Source organism: Dyella koreensis (assembly GCF_044904565.1).
Classification (GTDB): Bacteria; Pseudomonadota; Gammaproteobacteria; order Xanthomonadales; family Rhodanobacteraceae; genus Dyella_D; species Dyella_D koreensis.
Genome location: NZ_JADIKD010000008.1, coordinates 198,864 through 222,289, shown reverse-complemented (window position 1 = coordinate 222,289; position 23,426 = coordinate 198,864). Strand labels below are relative to the sequence as shown.

Genomic DNA, 23,426 nt, shown 5'->3' with positions numbered 1-23,426 from the left:
CATCGTCGAGGAGGCTCATGATTGGGTCGAAACCGGGGGTTTGCAAACGCTTTTTATGGGGTTGCTTCGGCCGTGACGTGGGCCGTGACAGGCGTCACCGTCATGCGCCGGGCACCCGCCAGAACCAGCGGCAGCCACACCAGGGTCAGCGCCGCCGCGCAGACGAAAACGCCGCCCGTGCCCAGCTTGCCCAGCGCGATGCCGCCCATGGCGCCGCCGATGAAGGCGCCGATGAACTGGCTGGTGGAATAGGCGCCCATCGCTGCGCCGCGCAGCGCGGCCGGCGCCAGCCGGGAGACCAGGCTGGGCAAGGCGGCTTCGAGCAGATTGAAGGCGGAGAAGAACACCGCTGCCATCACGCCCAGCACGGCGATGTGCTCACCGGAAAACGCAAAACCGAGTAGCGACAGGCCGATGGCGACCACACAGATCGCCACGATGCGCAGGCTTTGCGCCACCTCGCGCATGCGATGCATGCAGGCACCCATCACGAAAGCGGCGATGGTCATCACCGGCAGATACAACTCCCAGTGGCGGTTCACCGGCAGATGCAGTTTGTCTGCCAGCAGCAATGGTAGGCCGACGAAACTGGCGGTGAGCAAGGCGTGCAGAAAGAACACCGAACCGTTCAACACCAGCATGCGGCTGTCGCGCAGCATGGCCAGCACATAGCCGAACGAGGCGGCGGCCGGTGCCTTGCGCCGGGCTGGCGTGGGCACGATCAACCACAGCAGCAGTAGCGAGGCCAGGGCCAGGATCGAGGTGGCGCCGAACAATCCGGACAGGCCGTGCCATGCCTCCAGCGGTGGTCCAAGGATCAGCGCCAGCAGAAAAGCGACGCCAATGGAGATACCGATGATGCCCATCACCTTGCCGCGGTTTTCCTCAGCCGTGAGGTCCGCCACCAGCGCCGTACCGGCTCCGGCCACGGCGCCCATGCCCTGCAACGCGCGGCCGATGACGATGCCGGCCAGCGAGTGCGATAGCGCGGCGACGAGACCGCCGAACGCGAATACCAACAAACCCAGGGTGATGGCCGGCTTGCGCCCGATGCGGTCGGACAGCAGCCCCAGCGGGATCTGCAGCAATACCTGGCCCAGGCCATAGACCCCCAGCGCCATCCCGATCATCAGCGGGGTCGCGTCCGGCATCTGCTGCGCGTACAGCGAAAACACCGGCATGATCAGGAACAGCCCGAACAGGCGCAGGCTGATCACGCAGGCCAGGGTCAGCGCGCTGCGCAGTTCAAGGCGGGAAAGTTTGCTCACCAGGGAATCGCTTATGGAAGGAAAGCGGCCGGACACGCCGTTGCGGTGCGCGGCACGCTTTCGATTATACGGATCGCCCATGCTCCGGCCCTGCGGCCACGCGTCGCGGCGGGCGCCGAAAGCGCCGCGCAGGAAAACGACGTCACCCTGCCCCTATAATCAGACGCTACGAAGCCGCGACGCCCCCATGACCACGATGCCTGCCGCCGCCATCCGCCCCACCGACTTCAACGCCGTGCGCGCGCTGGCCGCCGCCGACATGCAGCGGGTGGATAGCCTGATCCGCCACCGGCTCTCCTCCGACGTGGTGCTGATCAACCAGATCGCCGACCACATCATCGCCAGCGGAGGCAAGCGCCTGCGCCCGATGCTGCACGTGCTGGCGGCGGGCGCCGCGGGTTACCAGGGCGAGCAGCACATCAAGCTGGCGGCGGTGATCGAATTTATCCACACATCCACCCTGCTGCACGACGATGTGGTGGACGAATCGGACCTGCGCCGCGGCCGCAAGACCGCCAACGCGCTATGGGGTAACGCGGCCAGCGTGCTGGTGGGCGACTTCCTTTATTCGCGCTCGTTCCAGCTGATGGTGGAACTGGATGACATGCGCATCATGCGCATCCTCGCCGACACCACCAACACCATCGCCGAGGGCGAGGTGCTGCAGCTGCTGAATATCGGCAACGCCGACGTCAACGAAGCCGCGTATCTCGCCGTGATCGAACGCAAGACGGCGGTGCTGTTCGCCGCCGCCACTGAGCTGGGCGGCATCCTCGGCGGGCTGCCGCAGGATCAGGTCGCCGCGCTGCGTCGCTACGGCATGGAACTGGGTTACGCCTTCCAGATCGCCGACGACCTGCTCGACTATGTGAGCGACGCCGACACCCTGGGCAAGAACATCGGCGACGACCTCGCCGAAGGCAAGCCGACCCTGCCGCTGATCTACGCGCTGCAGAACGCCAGCGCCGAGCAGGCGCAGTCGCTGCGGCATGCGATTGAGCATGGCGGGCTGGACTCGCTGGATCGGATCATTGCGGCGATTAGGGATTCGGGTGCACTGGAGCGTACGCACGAGCGGGCCGTGATGCATGCCGATGCCGCGCGGACTGCGCTGAAGGCACTGCCGCCGTCAACCCACCGCGACGCCCTTGCGGCGCTGGCCGATTACTCGGTGGAGCGCAAGTTCTAGCCCCAGGCAGCCCATCTGCCGTCGACGACAAGGACGTACGATGCTCGGCAAACGGCTCTCTTTCGCCAAGGCATCCACGCGGAGTGGTCACCTCACGGCACAGTTGAATGCGCGCGTGCAACCGATCCACCGTGGCGAAATCTACGAGGATCCGCTGGATGCGTTTCTGCGGGAGCGCGGGCTGGGTGAAGTCGATGGCGGAGGCACCATGCTGACCGAGCATGGCGAGATCGACTATTGCGACGTTGAAATCCATCTGACCGACGTCAGCGAAGACAAGCTCGCATGGCTCGTAAACACCCTGGAAAACATGGGCGCTCCCAAGGGCTCGAAGCTGCTGCTCGACGATGGCAAGCGCGAGATACCCATGGGCCGCAACGAGGGTCTGGCGGTTTATCTCAACGGCACAGATCTGCCTGACGAGGTCTATGCGAACTGCGATTCAAACGTGGTGTACAGCACCTTCGCCGTACTCCTGGGCGATGCGGGCGTCATCCAGAGCTGGTGGCAGGGGCCAACCGAAACGGCGCTCTATCTGTATGGCCCATCGTTCGAGCAGATGCGTGCCCTGATTGCCGACTTCGTGGCGAGCTATCCGCTTTGCCAGAAGGCGCGCCTGGTGCAAATCGCCTAGAACCGTTGCCCCGGCCGTCCATAGAACGACCGGGGCAACTCTGATCACGGTGCCCCGCTGAACGCTCCGTGCAGCCAATCGTTCATCAGCCGATAGCTTCGCTTGGCCGCACGCTCGTCATAAGCGCAGCCTTCCTTGTGCTGGTCGGTTTCGGTGAAGCAATGCACCGCATTGCCTAGCACCACGAATTCCCAGTCGGCCTTGCTGCTTCGCATCTCGTCCATGAACTTGTCGGCATCAGGCATGGTGCCTTTGTCGTCGGCACCGTTCATCACCAGCACACGCGCCTTGATCTGCTTGGCGAGCTCGGGCTTGTCGGTTTGCAGGGCACCATGGAAAGACACTACGGCGGCAACATCGGCGCCACTGCGCGCGAGGTCGAGTACGGCGGAGCCACCGAAGCAGAAACCGATAGCCGCGAGTTTGCTGACGTCGATCGGCGCGGTCTTGGCCTGGGCCTTGAGTTGATCCAGTGCGAGGTTGATGCGCTTGCGCATGAGGGCACGATCGGCATAAAGCGGTTTGACCGCAGCCATGGCCTGATCGTCGCTGGCCGGACGGATTTTTTCGCCGTACATGTCGGTGACAAGGATGACGTAGTCCTTGCCGGCAATGCCTTCGGCCTTGGTCAGCGCGGTGTCGCTCACGCCGTACCAGTTGGGCACCATCACCAGACCGGGTCGCTTTGCGGTCACCGCATCGTCGTAGACCAGCACGCTATGGAAACGCGTACCGTCCTGAGTCCATTCCACCGGTTTATGCACCATCTTCGCCTGCGCGGTGAAGGCAGCACCGGAAAACAACAGCAGACAAGCAAGTCGTGCGATACGCATGATCCACCCCTTACGTTGTTGTGACTGAAATGGTCCTGGTACTTCCGGCTCAGAACCCGGCGGCGTGCTCCGCCAGGCGGCGCTTGATAGGCGACAGGCGATCGAGCAGGCGCACGCCGAGGCCGCGCGCGGCGACCAGCGGTGCGGACTGCCAGCTATAGATGCGAGCCAACGTGTCGAAGCTCATCGCATCGAGCGTATCCGCGCTACGGCGACGGCGCGCGTAGCGGCGAAGGACGTGCTCGGCGGCGATGTCGCGGCCCGCATCGCGCGCCGCCACCAAGGTGTCGCGCAATTCGGCGACATCGCGCAAGCCAAGATTCACACCCTGCCCGGCCAGCGGATGCACCGCGTGCGCGGCATCGCCGAGCAGCACGAAGCGTTCGGCCTGATAGCGCTCGGCCAATTGCAGTCGCAGCGGAAAAGCGGCGCGAGGCGTGGTGGCTGTGATGCGGCCGAGACGGAAATCGCTGGCGACGCCCAGTTCGGCCAGGAAGGCTTGATCGTCGAGCGCGAGCACGCGCCTGGCTTCGTCATCCGGCAGCGACCACACGATGGAACTGCGGCCGTCGGCCAAAGGCAGCAGGGCCAGCGGGCCAGTGGCGATGAAGCGCTGCCATGCCGTGCCTTCGTGTGGGCGTTCGGTGCTGACATGCGCGACCACGGCACGCTGTGCGTAATCGCGCCCATGTGTCTCGATGCCAGCCAGTTTGCGCAGCGGCGAACCGGCTCCGTCCGCGGCCACCAGCAGCTTCGCGGCCAGCAGATCGCCGTCGGCCAGTTCGAGCTGGATGCGATCTTCCTGCGCGTCGAAACCACGCACGTCGGCCGGGCAAAGCCGGCGCACACCGGCGGTTTCCAGCGCTTGCCATAGGCGCCATTGCACCAGGTTGTTCTCGACGATATAGCCGAGCAGCTCGCGCCCTTCATCGGCCGCGTCGAAATGGATGGCTGCGCCGTTCTCAGCGTCCCATACATGCATGTGCGCATAAGGGCCGGCGCGGGAATCACGGATGGACGTCCAGACGCCCAAGTCGTCGAGCAAGGCAATGGAAGACGGGGCCAGGCCGACGACACGCAGATCGACTTCATCGGTAGCGAGCCAGGGTGACGGCTCACGCGCTTCCAGCAGCGCGGTGGCGAAACCTGCCTTGGCCAGCGCGAGTGCGGTGGCTGCACCGACCATGCCGCCGCCGACGACGGCGACGTCGAGCGCGGGGCCGCGCCGGTTGCGAACCGTAGATGGTGTATTCGTACTCATGGCAAACGCTCCAATACGGCACGCGGCGGCTCGCCACGGAAGCCCATGCCGCGCTTCGCCAGCAGGCGCTGCAGCGGCGGCACGCGATCGCAGGCAAGCAGGGCCAGCGAGCGCAGCGGCCCCAACAGCGGTTGCGGCAGGCAAGCCAATTGCACAAGGCCGTGACTCATCGTCATGGTGCCTTCGCGATCCGGTGCACGGCGTGCGGCGTAATGCTCGAGCAAATCGGCCGCGCCGGGATCTTCCGCGCCAGCCACCAGCTCGGCCAGGGTCAGTGCATCGCGCAAGCCGAGGTTGAAGCCCTGGGCGCCGATCGGATGCACGGTCTGCGCAGCGTTGCCTACCAGCACGGCACGCGGACCAATCAGGCATTGCGCGGCCACGCGCTTGATCGCATAGGGATGGCGCTTGCCTGGCCGGCCAAGACGGCCGAGGCGCCAGCCGAAACGCTGCTGCGCCCAGGCGATGAACTGTTCGTCGTCCATGGCCGCCACAGCATCGCCCTCTTCCGTCGGCACCGTCACGACCAGACCGCAGTGGCGCTCCGCCAGCGGCAGCATGGCGACCGGGCCGTTGTCGGCGAACCGCTCGTAGGCACGGTGGGCGTGATCGCGTTCCGGAGTCACGGTGCAGACGAACAAGGTCTGCTGGTAATCGTGGGTCTCGGCTTCGATGCCCAGCTGTTCGCGTACATAAGAGGCAGTGCCGTCCGCGCCGACCAGCAGCGATGCATCGATGGATTGCGTGCCTTCGGCGGTGCGGATCTGCGCGCGCCAGCCGTCGGCGAGCGGCTCCAGCGCTTCCAGCTTGGCCGGGGCCAGCCGCTTCAGATGCCGGCATTCGTCCAGACGGCGCAGCAATGCCGCGCCCAGCTCGCGGGCCGGCAAGGTCCAGCCGAGTGCATCGACGCCTTCGCGGTCGGCATCCATACGAGCGCTGCCGAAATCGCCGGCGCGGCTGACATGGATATGCCGGATCGGCGTGGCCTGCGCGGCGGCATGGCGCCAGACGCCGATGGCATCGAGACCGTTTACCGTGGCGCGGGCCAGCGCCAGGTTGCGTTCGTCGTAACTGGGCTGGGCGTCGACGCGCGGCGCGGCCGCCTCGACCATCACAGCCTCGATGCCCGCCGCGTCGAGCGCGATGGCGAGGCTGGCGCCAACTAAGCCGCCGCCAACGATGAGAACCGGCTGCCGGGCGGGTACTCCGGCGGAGGTGGGTGGGGTAGTCATGGGGCCGCATGATACGCGCTGTGGGTGTCCGCCCTCATCAGGCCCCCACCCAGTTGGGATAGACTTGCGGTCTGCACTTTGCGCAACACATTTGGAGCAAGTCATGGCTACGACGCAAACCCAGCGGCTGGGCATTTTCCTGGCCCTCGCCCTGGTGATGGCCGCCACTCGCGTGCATCTCTCGCTGTTCCATCACGACGTGTGGGACGCCTCCTGGGGCATCTTTTTCCTGGCAGGCTTCTGGCTGCGCGGCTCGGTGCGCTGGGCTTTTCCGCTGCTGATGGCCGAAGCGGTGCTGGTCGACTACCTGGTGATCAGCAACCAGGGCATCAATTTCTGGGACCACTACTGCGTGTCGGCGGCCTACTGGTTCCTGGTGCCGTCGTATTTCAGCCTGTGGATGGGCGGCAGCTGGCTGGCCCGCCAGAAGGCCGGCCTGAACCTGCGTAGCCTGGGTCTCGCCGCGGTCGCGGTAGTGGCCAGCTTTGCCGTGTGCTACGTGATTTCCAACGGCAGCTTCTACTGGTTGAGCAGCAGCGTGCCGCAGCCGCGCAGCGTCGCCGCGTGGTTCTCGAACCTGGGTGACTGGTACCTGTTCTTCCTGCAGACGATGGCGCTGTATGTCGCGCTGGGTCTGGTGGTGCATGCGCTCGTTGTGCAGCTCGGACGCACGCTGAACCACGCCGACCCGTCTAAGCTGTCGCGCTGAGATAACGCGTGGGCAATCGTCTTTCGAAGATCTATACGCGTACCGGCGATGATGGCAGCACCGGCCTTGGTGACGGTTCGCGCGTCGCCAAGGATTCGCTGCGCGTCGCCGCCTACGGCACCGTCGACGAACTCAACAGCACCATCGGCATGGTGCTGGCCGCCGACGGCGTGAACGATGCCGTACGCGAAGTGCTGACCCAGGTGCAGCATGATCTGTTCGATCTCGGCGGTGAGCTGTGCATTCCCGGCATGGCGATGGTCGAGGACGCCGATATCGAGCGACTCGAACAGGTACTGGATAGCTTCAATGATCCGCTGCCGCCGCTGAAGGATTTCATCCTGCCGGGCGGCGGCATGGCCGCGTCCTGCTGCCACCTGGCGCGTACGGTTTGCCGGCGTGCTGAGCGCGAGGTGATTGCGCTCGGTCGCGTGGAGGAAGTGCGGCCGCAGGCGCAGCGTTACCTCAACCGGTTGTCCGATCTGCTGTTTGTGATCTCGCGCGTATTGGCTCGCGCCAGCGGCCATGGCGAGGTCCTGTGGCAGCACGAACGCCGCCGCAAACCGAAAGCCTGAGCGCCGCATGCTGCGGCTGTATACCCACCCTAGTTGTCTCGAGCACGATCCGGGCCCGGGTCATGCCGAGTCGCCAGCGCGCCTGCGTGCGGTGTTGCAGGCGCTGGATCAGGACCGCTTTGCGGCCATCGATCGCATCGAGGCGCCGCGCGTTACGCGTGAACAACTGCTGCGGGTGCACGATGCCGCTTATGTCGACCGCATCCTTGCCACGGTGCCCGCTGCAGGCACGGTAAGGCTGGATGAGGACACCCTAATGTCGCCCGCCTCGACCGAGGCCGCCCTGCGTGCCGCCGGCGCGGCGGTGGCTGCAGTGGATGCGGTGATGGGACCGCGTGGGGGGCATGCCTTTTGCGCGGTTCGCCCGCCGGGTCATCACGCTACGCCGGACCGGGCGATGGGGTTTTGCCTGTTCAACAACATCGCCGTGGCGGCAGCGCATGCACTGACCGAACATGGGCTCAAGCGTGTGGCCATCGCCGATTTCGACGTGCACCACGGCAACGGCACGCAGGATATTTTCGAGAGCGAACCGCGCGTGCTGTTCATTTCGAGCCATCAGTCGCCGCTATACCCGGAGACCGGGCGCGAAGACGAGCGGGGTGTGGGCAATATCGTCAATGCCCCGCTGTCGCCTGGCGATGGCTCTTACGAGTTCCGCGAACTGTGGGAAGGCGCCCTGCTGCCCCGCCTGCATGCGTTCAAACCGCAGCTGGTGTTGGTGTCGGCGGGCTTCGATGCCCATCGCAACGACCCGTTGGCCGACCTGCGGCTGGGCACCGAGGACTACGCCTGGATTACCAGCCGCCTGGTCGACCTGGCCCACGCCCATGCCGGCGGCCGCCTGGTTTCCAGCCTGGAGGGTGGCTACGACCTGCAGGCCCTGGCCGCCAGCGCTAGTGCGCATGTCGCCGAGCTGATGCTCTGACCTCGCTTATTTCTCGGCAGGCACAAAATCCAGCGCCACCGAATTGATGCAGTAGCGCAGGCCGGTCGGCTTGGGGCCGTCCGGGAACACGTGCCCGAGGTGCGAGCCGCATTCCGTGCAACGCACTTCGGTGCGGCTCATGCCGTGGCTGTCGTCCTGGCGCACGCTGACCGCATCGCGGACCAGCGGCTGGAAGTAGCTCGGCCAGCCGGAGCCGGAGTCGTATTTGGCTTCGGAGGCGAACAGCTTGGCGTGGCAGGCCGCACAAACATACGTTCCGGCCTCCTTATGTTGGTACCACTTGCCGCTGAAAGGCGGCTCGGTGGCCGAGCAGCGGCACACGGCGTATTGCTCCGGGGTGAGTTCGGCACGCCATTCGGCGTCGGTCTTGCCCAGCTTGGGGTCGTTCATGCTGAATCCTCGCGCGCAGGGGTAGGGGGCTTTACCTGCCCGGATATGGGGTCTTTCTGCTAGCTTAACGACCCTTCCGGACCAACAAGACTGCCATCGTGACGCCCAAGCCGACCTTGCGCCACCTGCCCCCGCGCCGCCTCCTGGCGGTAGCCGCAGCCCTCGCCCTGATCGGCGGCCAGGCCGAAGCCCAGTCGACTTCGCCCGAAGAGGACACCAAGCCCGCGGCCAACGCCACGCCAACCTGCCCGCTGGGCTCGTTCCGCTGTGCGCCGCGGCCGGACAATTTCACCATGTGCCGCCCCAACGCCATGCTCGAGTTCTACGACCCGACCATGAGCAAGGACAGTTCGCTGCGCGACACGGCGAATACCGAGGTCTACGCCGAGCAGGTGGATAGCTCGGACCAGACGGTCTATCACCTGCAGGGCCGCGTGAAACTCGAGCGCGCCGACCAGCGCATGCAGTCGGACACCGCCGACTACAACAGCGACACCACCGATTACGACGCGCGCGGCAATGTGCGCTACCAGGAAGCGGGCCAGCTGATGTCCGCCGACCACATGCGCGGCAACACCGACGCCAGCACCGGTATCGCCGACGATGTGCGTTACCAGATGCTGGAATCGCGCGGCAACGGCGTAGCCAAACAGGGACAGATGCTGGATGCCCAGCGCACCCACTACAAGCTGGTCACCTACTCCACCTGCGATGTCGGCCATCATTTGTGGGAAGTGCGCTCGAAGGATCTGCGCATTGACAAGGAGAGCGGCGTGGGTACGGCGCACGGCGCGACGATGCGCTTTGCCAACGTCCCGTTCCTCTATCTGCCTTATTTCACCTTTCCAGTGGACAACCGGCGCAAGAGCGGCTTTCTCTATCCGTCCTTCGGTACCTCAGGCCGTTCGGGTTTCTGGGTCAGCGCGCCGTATTACCTGAATCTCGCGCCGAACTACGACGCCACGCTGGACCCACGCATCTATGCCGAGCGCGGCGCGATGCTGGCCGGTGAGTTCCGTTATCTGAATCTGATTCCGGGCACCAGCGGCCAGTTGAATATCGAGTACCTGCCCAACGATCAGGGCAAGAGTGACCCGGATAGCGTGGAGAACACCAAGGGCGACAATCGCTATCTGGTGAAATTCATCGACAATTCGCACCTGTACGGGCCGTGGTCGTTCAACACCAACATCAACCGCGCGTCGGACCGCAATTATCTGCGCGATTTCGGCAATGACCTGTACACCGCCGCGATCGGCACGTTGTCGTCCAGCGCCTATGTAAACGGCGGCGGCAAGTGGTGGAATGCTTCGTTCGGCGGCGACGTCTATCAGAATGTCGACCCCTTCCTGCCCGACTCCTCGGTGCAGTACAAGCGTCTACCGCGCGCGACGCTCAATTTGAATATTCCGCTGCTGAAGTGGCTGGAATTTGGTGCGAACACAGAGGCCGTCGCCTTCCGCAAGACCGACGTGGTGGAAGGCAATCGCCTCGACCTGTACCCCTACCTGATGGCGGATTTCCGCGGCGCGTCCTGGTTCGTACGCCCCAAGGTGGCTTATCGCTACACGGCTTATGAGCTCAACAGCGGCTACGAACGCTACGGCTATTACGGATTCCTCAATCCGACCACTCCCAACAATCCGGGCATCCCAACCCCGTTCACTCAGAGCTCGCCCAGCCGCTCACTGCCGATCGTGAGCCTGGACAGCGGACTGATCTTCGACCGCAACACTTCGCTGTTCGGCAACAGCTATACGCAGACCCTGGAACCGCGTCTGTATTACCTGTATGTGCCGTACCGCAACCAGAGCAATCTGCCGCTGTTCGACACCAACCTGATGTCGTTCGACTACTGGCAATTGTTCTCGCCGAACCAGTACTCCGGCGCGGACCGTCAGATGAACGCGAATAACCTGACGGCCGCAATCACTACCCGCCTGCTCGACGACAACGGCGTGGAGCGAGTATCGGCCAGCGTTGGCCAGATCCGTTACTTCAGTCAGCAGCGGGTGCAATTGCCCGGCAGCAACAACACGACCGCCGCCCCCACCGACTGGTCCAGCTCGGACTACGTCGCCCAGCTGAGCGTGCAGCTCAACGACCAGTGGCGCGTGAATTCGCAGTACCAGTGGAACCCCCACAGCCGCATGCAAGGCGGCACCGATATCACCGGCAAGCCCTACTTCACTGGCCGCAGCACCGACCTGGCCGCGGTGGAACTGCAGCGCCGTATCGGCACCGACGGGATCCTCAACTTCTCGTACCGCTACCGTCGCGGCCTATTGGAACAATACGACGCCTCCATGGTCTATCCCATTTCCGACCGGTGGCGCATTCTCGGGCGCTGGACCTATTCGGTGCTGCAGAAGACGACCCTCGAGGCGCTGGCCGGCATCGAATACGACAGTTGCTGCGTGGCCGTGCGCCTGGTCGGCCGTCACTACGTACGCAACTACAACTTCACCACCAACCGTGCCGATACCAACAACGCCATCATGTTCGAGCTGCAATTCAAGGGCCTGGGCGCGTTCAACGGCCAGACGGAAGGCTTCCTGCGCCGTGGTATCCTTGGCTATCAATAACTTTCCGGTCGCCAGAGGCGATTGAAGGCCCTCTCCGAATGAAGCAGCCTCTCGCGTTGTTCCTGCTCGCGGTCGCGACCGCGACCGCCCTTCCCGCCCATGCTCAGCTGCTGCCGCAGGCCGCCTCGGGCAAGCAGCCGCTCGACCGTATCGTGGCGGTGGTGGACGAGGGTGTGATCCTGCAGAGCGAGCTCAATGAAGCCGTACGCTCGGTGCAGCAGCAGTACGCCAGCCAGCCCGGCCAGTTGCCGCCGATGGACGTGCTGCAGCGACAGGTGCTGGACCGCCTGATCCTGATGAAGCTGCAGGTGCAGCGCGCCAACGACCAGGGTATCCGCGTGTCTGATGCCGATATCGACCAGGCCGTGAGTGCCGTGGCACAGCAGAACAAGATGTCGCCGGAGCAACTGCGCGCCGCGGTGGAGCAGGAAGGTTCCAGCTTTGCCGCCTTCCGCCAGCAGCTGGCCGAACAGCTGATTGCCCAGCGCCTGCATGAGAGCGTGGTGCGCGATTCGGTGAATGTCACCGACAGCGAGATCAACAACCTGTTGGCCAGCCCCACCTATAAGGCCGGCGAGATTCATCTGGCGCATATCCAGATCAGCCTGCCGTCCGGCGCGGGCGCGACCGATATCCAGGCAGCGCAGCGCAAGGCCGAGGAGGCGATCGCGGCTGCCAAAGGCGGCATGGATTTCCACGCTGCGGCGATCCGTTATTCCGACGCGCAGGACGCGCTGGATGGCGGCGACCTCGGCTGGCGCCGCATGGACGAAGTGCCCCCGGCCTTCGCCGACGCCGTCTCCGGCATGAAGCCGGGCGATATCAGCCCCGCCCTGCGTGGCCCGACCGGGTTCCACATCCTCAAGCTGATTGAGCAGCGCGCACCGAGTCGTCAGGTGGTGCCCGAGTTCCACGCCCGCCAGATCCTGATTAAGCCGAGCGAGCTGATGACGCCGGAACAGGCCCAGCAGAAAGCGCAGGAGCTGTACAGCCGCATCGTCAACAAGCATGAGGACTTCGCCAAGCTGGCAAAGGACAACTCCAAGGACAACACCACCGCCAACGTCGGCGGCGATATGGGCTGGTTCCCGCAGCAGGCCTGGGGCACGATCATCGGCCAGCAGATCACCCAGCTGAAGGACGACCAGGTGTCGCAGCCGTTCCAGAGCGAGGCCGGCTGGCACATCCTGCAGCGCCTTGGCGAGCGCCAGAGCGACCTTACCGACCAGATCGAACGCGATCAGGCTCGCCAGGCAATCGGCAACCGCAAGGCGGAGCAGGCTTACGAGGATTACCTGCGCGAGATGCGCTCCGGCGCCTTCGTCAACATCCTGGTGCCGGATCTGCGAGACCCCACCCCGCAGGGCAAGTCCTCCTGAGGGATGCCTTGAACGCAGGCGCGCTACCTCGGCTCGCCGTTACCGCTGGCGAGCCGGCGGGTATCGGCCCCGAACTGTTGATCCGATTGGCCGCCACTTCGCTGGCGGCCAATTTCGTTGCGATCACCGATCGCGCGCTGCTGGAGCGTGCGGCAAAGCGCTGCGGAACCACTATCGAACTCATCGATGACGACGGCAGCGCAATCACTGAGCGCCGCCCTGGCACGTTGCGAGTACTGCACGTGCCGCTGGCCGCCCTGGAACAACCGGGCCGCCCCGATCCAGCTAACGCACGCCATGTACTGACGACGCTGGCGGAGGCCGCGGACGGCTGTATGAGCGGACGCTATCAGGCCATAGTCACGGCGCCACTGCAGAAGTCCTCGATCAACGACAGTGGCATCCGCTTCAGCGGGCACACGGAATTCTTCGCCGAGCGCAGCCGCAGCGATGTGGTGATGATGCTGGCCAGTCCAGAGCTTCGTGTCGCCCTGGCCACTACGCATTTGCCGCTGTCGGCGGTTCCGGCCGCCATAACGGCTGAAGCATTGACGCGCACACTGCGCATCGTGCATGCCGAGCTGCGCGACAAGTTCGGTTACGCGGAGCCGCGTATCGCCGTACTCGGGCTCAATCCGCATGCCGGTGAAGATGGGCATCTGGGGCGCGAAGAAATCGACGTCATGATTCCCGCGCTGGACGCCCTGCGCAGCGCCGGTCTTCAATTGATTGGCCCGCTGCCAGCTGACACGGCATTTGTCCCTGCGCAGCGCGAACGCTACGACGCCGTGGTGGCGATGTATCACGACCAGGCATTGCCGGTGCTCAAGAGCGAAGCCTTCGATCGCACCGTCAACCTGACTCTGGGCCTGCCCTTTATCCGCACCTCGGTAGATCATGGGACGGCGCTGGATCTGGCCGGCAGTGGGCGAGCCGATCCATCCAGCCTGATTGCTGCCGCACGCATGGCGCTGGAGCTGGTGGCCCGTCGCAACGCATCTGTGCAGCGGGCCTGAGCCCGCGCCATTCTTTTCAGGAACCTCATGAACGCCCGCCCCAAAAAGAGCTTCGGCCAGCACTTCCTGCACGAGAAGCGCTATATCGAGCGCATCGTAAGTGCCGTGTCGCCGAAACCTGATGACTTTGTGGTGGAGATCGGCCCGGGCGAGGGTGCGCTCACGCTCCCCCTGCTCGCCGCTGCAGGCAAACTCACGGCCATCGAGCTGGATACCGACCTGATCCCCGACCTCACCGCACGTGCGGCCAGTGTGGGTGAGCTGAGCATCATCCATTCGGACGTGCTGAAGGTGGATTTCACCGCCCTCGCCCATCGACACGGCGTGGAGCGCCTGCGCATTGCCGGCAACCTGCCTTATTACATCTCCAGCCCCATCCTGTTTCATTGCGTGGAACACGCCGCAGCGATCCAGGACATGCATTTCATGCTGCAGAAAGAAGTGGTCGACCGCATGGCGGCCGAGCCCGGCAGCAAGGTGTATGGACGTCTGTCTGTCATGTTGCAGCTGGCTTGTCGTGTGGAACCACTGTTCACGGTGCCTCCGGGCGCGTTCCGCCCGCCGCCGAAGGTGGACTCGGCTGTGGTGCGCCTGATTCCGCTATCGCCAGAGCAGCGCCACGATGCCGATCCTGCGCGTGTTCACGCAGTGGTAAAGGCCGCCTTTGCGCAGCGTCGCAAGACCCTCAGCAACGCATTGCGCCAGCTCATGGATAGCGATGCCATCAAGACCGCCGACGTCGACCCCAAGGCTCGCGCAGAAACCCTTGCTCCGCTGGATTTCGTGCGGCTCGCCAAGGTGCTGGCCGGCACCTGAGCTGTTCAGCCACGTGTGCGTGGGCTTGCCCCATTGCGCAACGTCAGGCTTTACAATCGCACCATGACTGAGAAAGCCTCCTACACGATCGACGTGCAGGTCGAAACACGCTTCGTCCCCGACCAGTCCAAGCCCGGTGACAATCGCTACGTCTTCGCCTACACCATCACGCTGCGCAATGCCGGCGATGTGCCGGCGCGCCTGATGTCGCGGCACTGGGTCATCACCGACGCCAACGGCAAGGTGGAAGAAGTGCGCGGCGATGGCGTCGTCGGCGAACAACCGTGGATGCGTCCTGGCGATGATTACGAATACACCTCCGGCGCTGTACTGGAAACGGCGGTAGGCACCATGCAGGGCAGCTACGACATGCTGGCCGATGACGGCACGCGTTTCGAAGCTCCCATCCCCCCGTTCACCCTGTCCATTCCGCGTACCTTGCACTGATGGCTACGTACGCCATCGGCGATGTGCAGGGATGCCACCCCGAGCTGCAACGCCTGCTCGACAAGCTGCGCTTCGATCCCTCCAGCGATCGCCTATGGTTCTGCGGCGACCTGGTCAACCGCGGCGGCCAGTCGCTGGAAACCCTGCGCCTGATCCACAGCCTGCGCGAGCAGGTCGTGGTGACGCTGGGCAATCACGACCTGAGCCTGCTCGCCATCGCGCAGCGTCGCCCTGAAGCGCAGTCCAAGGTCAATCCCGAATTGCGCGAGGTGCTGTTTGCCGACGACGCACCAGTGCTGTTCGAATGGCTGCGTTCGCAAAAGCTGCTGCATCATGACGAGCAGCTCGGCTGGACCATGGTGCATGCCGGCATGGCGCCATCGTGGACGCTGCGTCAGGCTCAACGCTCTGCGATGGAGGTGGAGCGCGAGCTCTCCGGCCCACGACATGCACGCATCCTCAAGAACCTGTTCGGTAACCGACCGGCAGCCTGGTCGAGCCGCCTGCAAGGCATCGAGCGCCTGCGTGCCTCGATCAATACGCTGACGCGCATGCGCTATTGCGATATCCACGGGCGCATCGATTTCGAAAGCAAGGGTATACCCGGCACGCAGAAACCCGGCATGTATCCATGGTTCGAGGTGCCCGGCATGCGCCGGCGCGAGACCCGCATCGTCTGCGGCCACTGGTCGGCGCTTGGCCGCTTCAGTGGCCTGGGCATCTATGCCATCGATACCGGCTGCGTCTGGGGCGGTCAACTCACCGCGCTTCGCCTGGACAGCGAAGAGCCGCAGTACATTGCGGTGGACGCCGAGCCCTACCGCAAGCGCATACCGGGTGGCGGCGACTGACTTTTCTGCCGAAGACCGGAAACAAAAAGGGCGGCCCTGAGGCCGCCCTTTTTGTTTCGCACTAGTTACAACGATCAGCTCAACTGACCGTGGCAATGCTTGTACTTCTTGCCTGAGCCGCAGGGGCACGGATCGTTGCGCCCTACCTTGGGGCCATCCTGTGTCGCTGCCGGCGCGATGGCGAGGCTGCCTGCGGCGATGGCCTCTGGATCGGCATTGAGCGCACCGACCGGCGCACCGCCGCCCGTCGCATGCATCTGGCGCGCCAGACGCTCGGCCATACGTTGCTGCTCCGCCTCCATCGCGGCGACTTCGTCCTCGCTGCGGATACGGATGCGAGCCAGCATCTGCACGACTTCGGTCTTGATACGCTCCAGCATGCTGGAGAACAGTTCGTACGACTCGCGCTTAAACTCCTGCTTGGGCTGCTTCTGCGCATAGCCGCGCAGATAGATGCCCTGGCGCAGGTAATCCATGCTGGCCAGATGCTCCTTCCAGGCGTTGTCCACCACGCTGAGCATGATGTGCTTCTCGAGCTGACGCATGGTGTCGGTGCCGATCTGCTCTTCCTTGGACTTGAACAGGTGCTCGACGGCTTCGCGCACGTGATCCTGGATCATGCCCGCATCGATCTCGTGCTGCTGCTCCACCCAATGCTTCAGGTCGAGCGACAAGCCGAACTCGCTCTCCATCTCGCGATCGAGCCCGGCGATGTCCCATTGCTCGTCGATGCTGTCGGCCGGCACGTGGCGCTGCACCACATCGCGGACTACGTCGTCGCGGATATCGGTGATGGTGTCGGAGACGTCATCCACTTCCAGCAGCTCGTCGCGCTGGCTGTAGATCACCTTGCGCTGATCGTTGGCAACGTCATCGAACTCGAGTAGGTGCTTGCGGATGTCGAAGTTGTGCTGTTCGACCTTGCGCTGCGCCTTCTCGATCTGGCGGCTGACCATGCGGTCTTCCAGCGCCTCGTTTTCCTTCATGCCGAACATGCGCATCCAGCGGCCGACCCAGTCGCCAGCAAAGATGCGCAGCAGGTTGTCTTCCAGCGACAGGTAGAAACGCGACGAGCCCGGATCGCCCTGACGGCCGGAACGGCCGCGCAGCTGGTTGTCGATGCGACGGGATTCGTGACGCTCGGTGCCGACGATATGCAGACCGCCGGCCTCCAACACCTGCTCGTGCCGCTTCTTCCACTCGGTCTTTGCGCGCGCCTTGTCGGCGTCGCTGGCCTCTTCCGGCAGCGCGGCAAGCGCGGCTTCCAGGCTGCCGCCGAGCACGATATCCGTACCGCGGCCGGCCATGTTGGTGGCGATGGTCACCGAACCCGGCGCACCGGCCTGGGCCACGATGTGTGCCTCACGCTCATGCTGCTTCGCGTTCAACACTTCATGCGGGATCTTGGCCTTGTTGAGCAGCTTGGACAGGAGCTCCGACACTTCGATGGAGGTCGTGCCCACCAGCACCGGCTGTTTGCGCTTGTGGCAGTCCTGGATGTCCTCGATCACGGCTTCGTACTTGGCCTGCTGGCCAAGGAAAACCATGTCCGGGTTGTCCTGGCGGATCATCGGCTTGTGGGTGGGAATCACCACCACTTCCAGGCCGTAGATCTGCTGGAATTCGTAGGCTTCCGTGTCCGCTGTACCAGTCATGCCGGCCAGCTTCTTGTACATGCGGAACAGGTTCTGGAAGGTGATCGTCGCCAGCGTTTGGTTCTCGCGCTGGATCGGCACGCCTTCCTTCGCTTCCACCGCCTGATGCAGGCCATCCGACCAGCGGCGGCCCGGCAAAGTGCGGCCGGTAAATTCGTCGACGATCACTACCTCGCCATCGCGCACGATGTAATCGACGTCGCGGTGATAGATCGCGTTGGCACGCAGTGCGGCATTGAGATGATGCACGACCGCAAGATTCTTGGAGTCATACAGGCCACTGTCGGCGTCGATCACGCCGGCCTGGCGCAGGAGCTCATCAGCGTGCGACATGCCCTCTTCGGACAGATGCACCTGCTTCTGCTTCTCGTCGACCCAGTAATCACCGGCGCCGTCTTCCTTTTCCTGACGGATCATCTTCGGCACGATCTTGTTCACCGCGATGTACAACTGCGGAGAATCTTCGGCCGGACCGGAAATGATCAGCGGGGTGCGTGCCTCGTCGATCAGGATGGAGTCGACTTCGTCGACGATGGCGTAGTTCAGACCGCGCTGGTAGCGCTGATCCTTGCTCGACGCCATGTTGTCGCGCAGGTAGTCGAAACCGAATTCGTTATTGGTGCCGTAGGTAATGTCGGCAGCGTAAGCGGCGCCCTTGTCGGCATGGTCCATACCCGGCCACACCACACCCACCGAAAGGCCGAGGAAGTTATATAGCTTGCCCATCTGCGCCGAGTCGCGGCGGGCCAGGTAGTCGTTCACGGTAACGACGTGCACGCCCTTGCCTTCCAGCGCATTGAGGTACACCGGCAGCGTGCCCACCAGGGTCTTGCCCTCGCCGGTGCGCATTTCGGCAATGCGGCCGGAATGCAGCACCATGCCGCCGATCATCTGCACGTCGTAATGGCGCATGCCCAGCACGCGCTTGGCACCCTCACGCACGGTGGCGAAGGCTTCCGGCAACAATTTGTCCAGCGACTCGCCAGCGGCGATGCGCTGCTTGAACTCGTCGGTCTTGGCGCGAAGCGCCTCGTCGCTCAACTTCTCGAACTCGGGCTCGAGCGCATTGATACGTGCAACGGACTTGGAAAGCTGGCGCAGCACGCGGTCGTTGCGGCTACCGAAAAGGCTGGTCAGGGCGCGATTGAGCATCGATCTTCCGAATCCTGGAGTCGTAGGCGGCCCGCCTACGTAAAAACGGGCGGGACGAAAGGAATAATGATACTAGGGTCGGTCGGCGATCCCAAACGAAGGGCGGGCTTGCGCCCGTCCATATCGGAATCGACCTAGATTTCCCGCAACCTCTTGCGGAGGCGCCCCGTCATCGGTCCCGGCTCATCTGACTGGCGGCACCGGGTAAGAGTTTCAAGAGGCTGGGCCGCGAAAAGGTCCGGCGTTTCAGCGATGGTTGCGCACGTACGCCAGCGGATTGACGACGTTGCCCTTGTACCAGACCTCGAAATGCACATGCGAACCGGTTGAGCGGCCGGTCGAACCGGCCTTGGCGATCACGTCGCCCACGTGCACGCGCTGGCCAGGGCGCACTATCAACTCGCTGTTGTGGGCATAACGGGTCATATAGCCGTTGCCGTGATCGATCTCGATCACGTCGCCATAGCCGCTGCGCACGCCGGCAAAAGTGACCATGCCCTCTGCCACTGCCTGCACCGGCGTGCCGGTGGGTGCGGAAATGTCGAGGCCAGTATGGTGCGCGGCATGACCGCTGAACGGATCGGGCCGGCCGCCGAAATAGGAGGAGATATAGCCCTGCACCGGCATCCCGGTGGGCTTGAGATTGGACTCAATCTTGGCGTCGAGCAGCAGGCTCTGCAGCGCGGAGAGCTGTGCCTGCTGACTATCGAAGCGGCCGGCCAACTGACTGATGCTGGTATCCAGTGCCTGGGGCAGCGCGTAGGCGCTGTCACCCGTGTCTTCCACACCACCTACTGCCGGCTGCTCATCGAAATTGAACTCACCGTCATCGAGCTTGCCGACCTGGGTCAGCCGCTCGCCCAGAGCATTGAGGCGGGTCGATTGCGCCTGCAACTGGCCGAGCTTCATCGCCAAAGCATCGATCTCGCGCTGAGCATCCTTACGTACGTCGCCGAGCTGACCATTCTGCTGCGACACTTGCTGGCGCAAACGTCGTATCTCGGAGAGCGCCTGATCGCGTGGACTAGCCACCGCCAGCGCCACCGTGGCGCCCAGGCCCGCACACCCCAGAACAGCGGCGGCGGCAATACCCATCAAGCGATAGCGCAGGCGCCGATCGGCGAGATTGAAGGTTTTCGGCACCCGCTTGGTGCGTGAGACTAGTATGATTTGCATGTTTTTCCACGTCGAAGATGTCGGCACCCATGCAGCGCGACGTACCACACGCTCCCCGCCGCACCGGATCAGGACCGAAATCCCTAACCGAATGTGGCTCCTTCGCCGCACTGGCCCGTAAGGCCGGTGAGCTGGAAGCGCTTGATCGCGCACTGCGCCAGACGTTGCCGTCACCACTCCGCGAACAGGTACGTTTTGCCAACCTGCACGACGGCCGTCTCGTTTTCCTGGCTCCTTCGCCAGCGCTGGCCTCGAGGCTTCGCCTTATGCAGGCGCAAATCCTCGCTGCCGCACACGCCATTGGCGTGCGCGCCGGATACGTCACCGTGAAAGTGGCTCCCCCTCCGCCGGTCGATATCGCACCGGATCGGACAAAACCGCTTTCGCCCGCTGCCGCAGACCATTTGAAGGCCGCGGCAATCTCGATTTCAGACCCCGAAATGCGGCGTCTGTTCCTCGAGCTGGCGTCCATCGCCGAAACTTCTGATTCCCGGAACAACCGGGGCGGCCGATCCTGAACCGCTCCCCCTGTATTTGCAGATCGTGCTGCCGCCGCGCGCCCTTACCACACCGACGCTCTCTGGCGGTGCCGGGTTTATAGCATGCCCTCACGGGTACGAAAGACGGTGACATCTCCAGTACGTGAAACACGGCAACACGAAGGGGCGAGTTGTATCACAAAACAAACGGCCACGTCCTTCGACGCGGCCGTTCAGTTTGTTCAGATTTGGACTAAAACCTGAGGGCTCAGATGGCCTGAGCCGGATGGGCGTAGGAGATCGGCGAGGTGGCCGGATCGTCCTGGTAGCTGACCTCTTCCCAGGCCGAAGCGTCGGCCATCAGGGTGCGCAGCAGCTTGTTGTTGAGCTCATGGCCTGATTTGTGCGCGTAGTAGGCGCCGATCAGGCTGTGACCCAGCAGGTACAAATCGCCGATCGCGTCGAGGATCTTGTGCTTCACGAACTCGTCCTCGTAGCGGAGGCCGTCTTCGTTGAGCACGCGGTAATCGTCCAGCACCACGGCGTTATCCATCGAACCGCCGAGCGCGAGGTTGTGTTCGCGCAGCATCTCGATGTCGCGCATGAAGCCGAAGGTGCGCGCGCGGCTCACTTCCTTCACGAAAGAGGTGGTCGAGAAGTCGATCTCGGCACGCGAAGTACGCTTGCTGATGATCGGATGGTTGAACTCGATCGAGAAGCCGACCTTGAAGCCTTCGAACGGCTCAAAGCTGGCCCACTTGTCGCCTTCCTGCACTTTGATCGGCTTCTTGATGCGAATGAAGCGCTTGGCGACGGTTTGTTCTTCAATGCCAGCGGACTGCAGCAGGAACACGAAGGGACCCGCGCTGCCGTCCATGATCGGCACTTCCGGCGCGGACAGGTCGACGTAGGCATTGTCGATGCCCAGGCCCGCCATGGCGGAAAGAAGATGCTCCACCGTGGACACACGCACATCACCATTGACCAACGTGGTCGACAAACGAGTGTCGCCAACATTGTCGGGGCGAGCGGCGATTTCCACCGGAGGATTCAAGTCGGTGCGACGAAACACGATGCCCGTGTTCGGCGCCGCCGGTCGAAGCGTCATGTACACCTTGTCGCCGGTATGCAGACCGACGCCGGTGGCACGAATGATGTTCTTAAGCGTACGCTGCTTGATCATTTTATTTGGTACCTGCAAAGGGCAGCAGCCAACAGGGGACGGATGCTAACACAGTCTTAACCACTGAAAAAGCAAACCGGCCCGTACAGTCTGTTCACGCTTTCATTCTCCTTTCATCCTTGAATGAGAGCTACTAGCGCCGCGAACAGGTAAATACCTCAATTCCGTCAATACTTTAGGCACAACACAATGCCTCGCACCGGGACGGGAAGCCGGCGGCGAGGCATCGGACCCACCAGAAAACGAGGTTTCTGGTCGGTCATGCGTCATCCCAGACGCACAGTCTTGTCATGTTCTTCCAGGAGCAATCCAGACTGGCGTCAGCCCTTCCCCCAAGCCAAATCAGGGCGGAACGAACGCAAACTTTGCAGTACGCGCCCGCCGGGTTGTGTGACTGACAAGTCAATCTGACGTTTGTTCACTCCTTTTTGAACATTTTTTTGTCAATCGGCCTGGCGACGCAGGAAGGCCGGGATGTCCAGATAGTCGAAACTTGGATCCGAACCCTTGGCCGGCGCGGCCGTATCATTGCGGCCGGTGGTGCTGGCAACCACGTCAGGCTGGGCGTAATCCACCACCTCATTACCGGTACCGGTACGCAGCACGACCGGACGCGGACGCTGGCGCATTTCCACCTGCTGGGTCACCACCGGGCGCTGTACCTGACGGGTGGTCGCACGATTGAGGCCAGTAGCCACAACGGTAACGCGCACGTCGTCCTGCATTTCCGGATCGAGCGAGGTGCCGATCACCACCGTGGCGTCTTCGCTGGCGAAGTCGTGAATCACGCGGCCGATTTCGTCGAACTCACGCATGGTGAGGTTCGGGCCAGCGGTAACGTTCACCAGGATGCCGCAGGCGCCATTGAGGTTGACGTCTTCCAGCAACGGGTTGTTGATGGCGGCCTCGGCGGCAGCCTGGGCGCGGTCATCACCGCGAGCAGTGCCGGACCCCATCATCGCCATGCCCATCTCGGACATCACGGTGCGCACGTCAGCGAAGTCGACGTTGATCAGGCCCGGGGCAGTGATCAGGTCGGCAATGCCCTGCACCGCGCCCTGCAGCACGTCGTTGGCAGCCTTGAACGCATTAAGAAGCGTGACCTCGCGGCCAAGCACCGACAGCAGCTTCTCGTTCGGCACGGTGATCAGCGAGTCGACATGCTGGGACAGGTCCTCGATGCCCTTCATGGCAACCTGCATGCGGCGACGGCCTTCGAACGGGAACGGCTTGGTCACCACGGCCACGGTCAGGATCCCCTTCTCCTTGGCCAGCTGTGCCACTACCGGTGCGGCGCCCGTACCCGTGCCACCACCCATGCCGGCGGTGATGAACACCATGTCGGCACCCTCGAGCATTTCCTCGATGCGCTCACGATCTTCCAGTGCGGCCTGACGACCCACTTCCGGGTTGGCGCCGGCACCGAGACCCTTGGTGACGTTGCCGCCGAGCTGCAGGTGGGTGCGCGAGCCGCAACTCTTCATGGCCTGCGCGTCGGTGTTGGCGACGACGAATTCGACGCCTTCGATGTTTGCATTGAGCATGTGGGCCACGGCATTGCCACCACCGCCGCCGACGCCAATGACCTTGATCACTGCATTTGGTGCGAGTTTTTCGATCAGTTCAAACATTTCCCGTCCTCCGTAG

General features: G+C 63.6%; 21 protein-coding genes. 12 read left to right on the top strand and 9 right to left on the bottom strand.

The genetic code is table 11. From position 1 onward, the window contains the following. Positions 1 to 53: 53 nt before the first annotated feature. Positions 54 to 1,268 (bottom strand): MFS transporter, encoded by a 1,215-nt coding sequence (locus ISS97_RS06715; RefSeq protein WP_379987032.1) that lies wholly within the window; start codon positions 1,266 to 1,268, stop codon positions 54 to 56. A gap of 187 nt (positions 1,269 to 1,455) precedes the next feature. Here ISS97_RS06715 and ISS97_RS06710 point away from each other — a divergent pair, with 187 nt between their 5' ends. Further along, complete coding sequence (locus ISS97_RS06710) at positions 1,456 to 2,457, top strand: polyprenyl synthetase family protein (RefSeq protein WP_379987033.1); 1,002 nt, start codon at positions 1,456 to 1,458, stop codon at positions 2,455 to 2,457. Positions 2,458 to 2,497: 40 nt separating this feature from the next. Next, positions 2,498 to 3,091, top strand: coding sequence for a hypothetical protein (locus ISS97_RS06705; protein WP_379987034.1), 594 nt, complete (start codon positions 2,498 to 2,500; stop codon positions 3,089 to 3,091). Positions 3,092 to 3,135: 44 nt separating this feature from the next. Here ISS97_RS06705 and ISS97_RS06700 read toward each other — a convergent pair whose 3' ends face one another. From ISS97_RS06700 to ubiH, 3 genes are read right to left on the bottom strand one after another with little or no spacing between them, the layout of a single operon-like run. Then, positions 3,136 to 3,924: a dienelactone hydrolase family protein gene (locus tag ISS97_RS06700; RefSeq protein ID WP_379987035.1), complete on the bottom strand. Its 789-nt coding sequence runs from the start codon at positions 3,922 to 3,924 to the stop codon at positions 3,136 to 3,138. 49 nt (positions 3,925 to 3,973) lie between these two features. Next, the gene (locus tag ISS97_RS06695) at positions 3,974 to 5,185 is read right to left on the bottom strand and encodes an FAD-dependent oxidoreductase (RefSeq protein ID WP_379987036.1); all 1,212 of its coding nucleotides are present in this window, start codon (positions 5,183 to 5,185) and stop codon (positions 3,974 to 3,976) included. Beyond that, the gene (ubiH, locus tag ISS97_RS06690; protein ID WP_379987037.1) at positions 5,182 to 6,417 is read right to left on the bottom strand and encodes a 2-octaprenyl-6-methoxyphenyl hydroxylase; all 1,236 of its coding nucleotides are present in this window, start codon (positions 6,415 to 6,417) and stop codon (positions 5,182 to 5,184) included. Before ubiH ends, ISS97_RS06695 begins: the two co-directional genes overlap by 4 nt. Before the next feature lie 103 nt (positions 6,418 to 6,520). Between ubiH and ISS97_RS06685 the strand changes: the two genes are divergently transcribed. From ISS97_RS06685 to ISS97_RS06675, 3 genes are read left to right on the top strand one after another with little or no spacing between them, the layout of a single operon-like run. Beyond that, positions 6,521 to 7,126: a hypothetical protein gene (locus ISS97_RS06685; protein ID WP_379987038.1), complete on the top strand. Its 606-nt coding sequence runs from the start codon at positions 6,521 to 6,523 to the stop codon at positions 7,124 to 7,126. Between the two features lie 8 nt (positions 7,127 to 7,134). Continuing rightward, positions 7,135 to 7,701, top strand: a complete 567-nt coding sequence (locus ISS97_RS06680) for a cob(I)yrinic acid a,c-diamide adenosyltransferase (protein WP_379987039.1) — start codon at positions 7,135 to 7,137, stop codon at positions 7,699 to 7,701. A 10-nt stretch (positions 7,702 to 7,711) separates the two neighbouring features. Continuing rightward, positions 7,712 to 8,629 carry a histone deacetylase family protein gene (locus ISS97_RS06675; protein WP_379987219.1) on the top strand — a complete coding sequence of 306 codons (918 nt, stop codon included), beginning with the start codon at positions 7,712 to 7,714 and terminating at the stop codon, positions 8,627 to 8,629. Positions 8,630 to 8,635: 6 nt separating this feature from the next. Here ISS97_RS06675 and msrB read toward each other — a convergent pair whose 3' ends face one another. After that, on the bottom strand, positions 8,636 to 9,040 hold the full coding sequence (msrB, locus tag ISS97_RS06670; protein WP_379987040.1) for a peptide-methionine (R)-S-oxide reductase MsrB: 405 nt from the start codon (positions 9,038 to 9,040) through the stop codon (positions 8,636 to 8,638). 98 nt (positions 9,041 to 9,138) lie between these two features. On the opposite strand from msrB, the gene ISS97_RS06665 reads away from it, so the two are divergent. The 6 genes from ISS97_RS06665 to ISS97_RS06640 all read left to right on the top strand — a co-directional run bounded on the left by ISS97_RS06665 (position 9,139) and on the right by ISS97_RS06640 (position 16,134). Beyond that, positions 9,139 to 11,625, top strand: coding sequence for an LPS-assembly protein LptD (locus ISS97_RS06665; RefSeq protein ID WP_379987041.1), 2,487 nt, complete (start codon positions 9,139 to 9,141; stop codon positions 11,623 to 11,625). Between the two features lie 38 nt (positions 11,626 to 11,663). Continuing rightward, entirely contained in the window at positions 11,664 to 13,004 is a 1,341-nt protein-coding gene (locus ISS97_RS06660) for a peptidylprolyl isomerase (protein WP_379987042.1), read from the top strand. An 8-nt stretch (positions 13,005 to 13,012) separates the two neighbouring features. Next, on the top strand, positions 13,013 to 14,020 hold the full coding sequence (pdxA, locus tag ISS97_RS06655; RefSeq protein WP_379987043.1) for a 4-hydroxythreonine-4-phosphate dehydrogenase PdxA: 1,008 nt from the start codon (positions 13,013 to 13,015) through the stop codon (positions 14,018 to 14,020). A gap of 27 nt (positions 14,021 to 14,047) precedes the next feature. After that, positions 14,048 to 14,836 carry a 16S rRNA (adenine(1518)-N(6)/adenine(1519)-N(6))-dimethyltransferase RsmA gene (rsmA, locus tag ISS97_RS06650; RefSeq protein WP_379987044.1) on the top strand — a complete coding sequence of 263 codons (789 nt, stop codon included), beginning with the start codon at positions 14,048 to 14,050 and terminating at the stop codon, positions 14,834 to 14,836. Between the two features lie 63 nt (positions 14,837 to 14,899). Continuing rightward, positions 14,900 to 15,283, top strand: coding sequence for a Co2+/Mg2+ efflux protein ApaG (apaG, locus tag ISS97_RS06645; protein WP_379987045.1), 384 nt, complete (start codon positions 14,900 to 14,902; stop codon positions 15,281 to 15,283). Then, positions 15,283 to 16,134, top strand: coding sequence for a symmetrical bis(5'-nucleosyl)-tetraphosphatase (locus ISS97_RS06640; RefSeq protein ID WP_379987046.1), 852 nt, complete (start codon positions 15,283 to 15,285; stop codon positions 16,132 to 16,134). Before apaG ends, ISS97_RS06640 begins: the two co-directional genes overlap by 1 nt. A gap of 74 nt (positions 16,135 to 16,208) precedes the next feature. Here the strand turns inward: ISS97_RS06640 and secA are convergent, their stop codons facing one another. Beyond that, positions 16,209 to 18,941, bottom strand: a complete 2,733-nt coding sequence (secA, locus tag ISS97_RS06635) for a preprotein translocase subunit SecA (protein ID WP_379987047.1) — start codon at positions 18,939 to 18,941, stop codon at positions 16,209 to 16,211. Positions 18,942 to 19,187: 246 nt separating this feature from the next. Then, entirely contained in the window at positions 19,188 to 20,117 is a 930-nt protein-coding gene (locus ISS97_RS06630) for a peptidoglycan DD-metalloendopeptidase family protein (protein WP_379987048.1), read from the bottom strand. Positions 20,118 to 20,146: 29 nt separating this feature from the next. Here ISS97_RS06630 and ISS97_RS06625 point away from each other — a divergent pair, with 29 nt between their 5' ends. Continuing rightward, entirely contained in the window at positions 20,147 to 20,635 is a 489-nt protein-coding gene (locus ISS97_RS06625; RefSeq protein ID WP_379987049.1) for a DciA family protein, read from the top strand. Positions 20,636 to 20,864: 229 nt separating this feature from the next. On the opposite strand, the gene lpxC is transcribed toward ISS97_RS06625, so the two are convergent. Then, positions 20,865 to 21,779, bottom strand: coding sequence for a UDP-3-O-acyl-N-acetylglucosamine deacetylase (lpxC, locus tag ISS97_RS06620; protein WP_090449112.1), 915 nt, complete (start codon positions 21,777 to 21,779; stop codon positions 20,865 to 20,867). A gap of 443 nt (positions 21,780 to 22,222) precedes the next feature. Continuing rightward, positions 22,223 to 23,410 carry a cell division protein FtsZ gene (gene ftsZ, locus ISS97_RS06615; RefSeq protein ID WP_379987050.1) on the bottom strand — a complete coding sequence of 396 codons (1,188 nt, stop codon included), beginning with the start codon at positions 23,408 to 23,410 and terminating at the stop codon, positions 22,223 to 22,225. Positions 23,411 to 23,426: the final 16 nt, after the last annotated feature.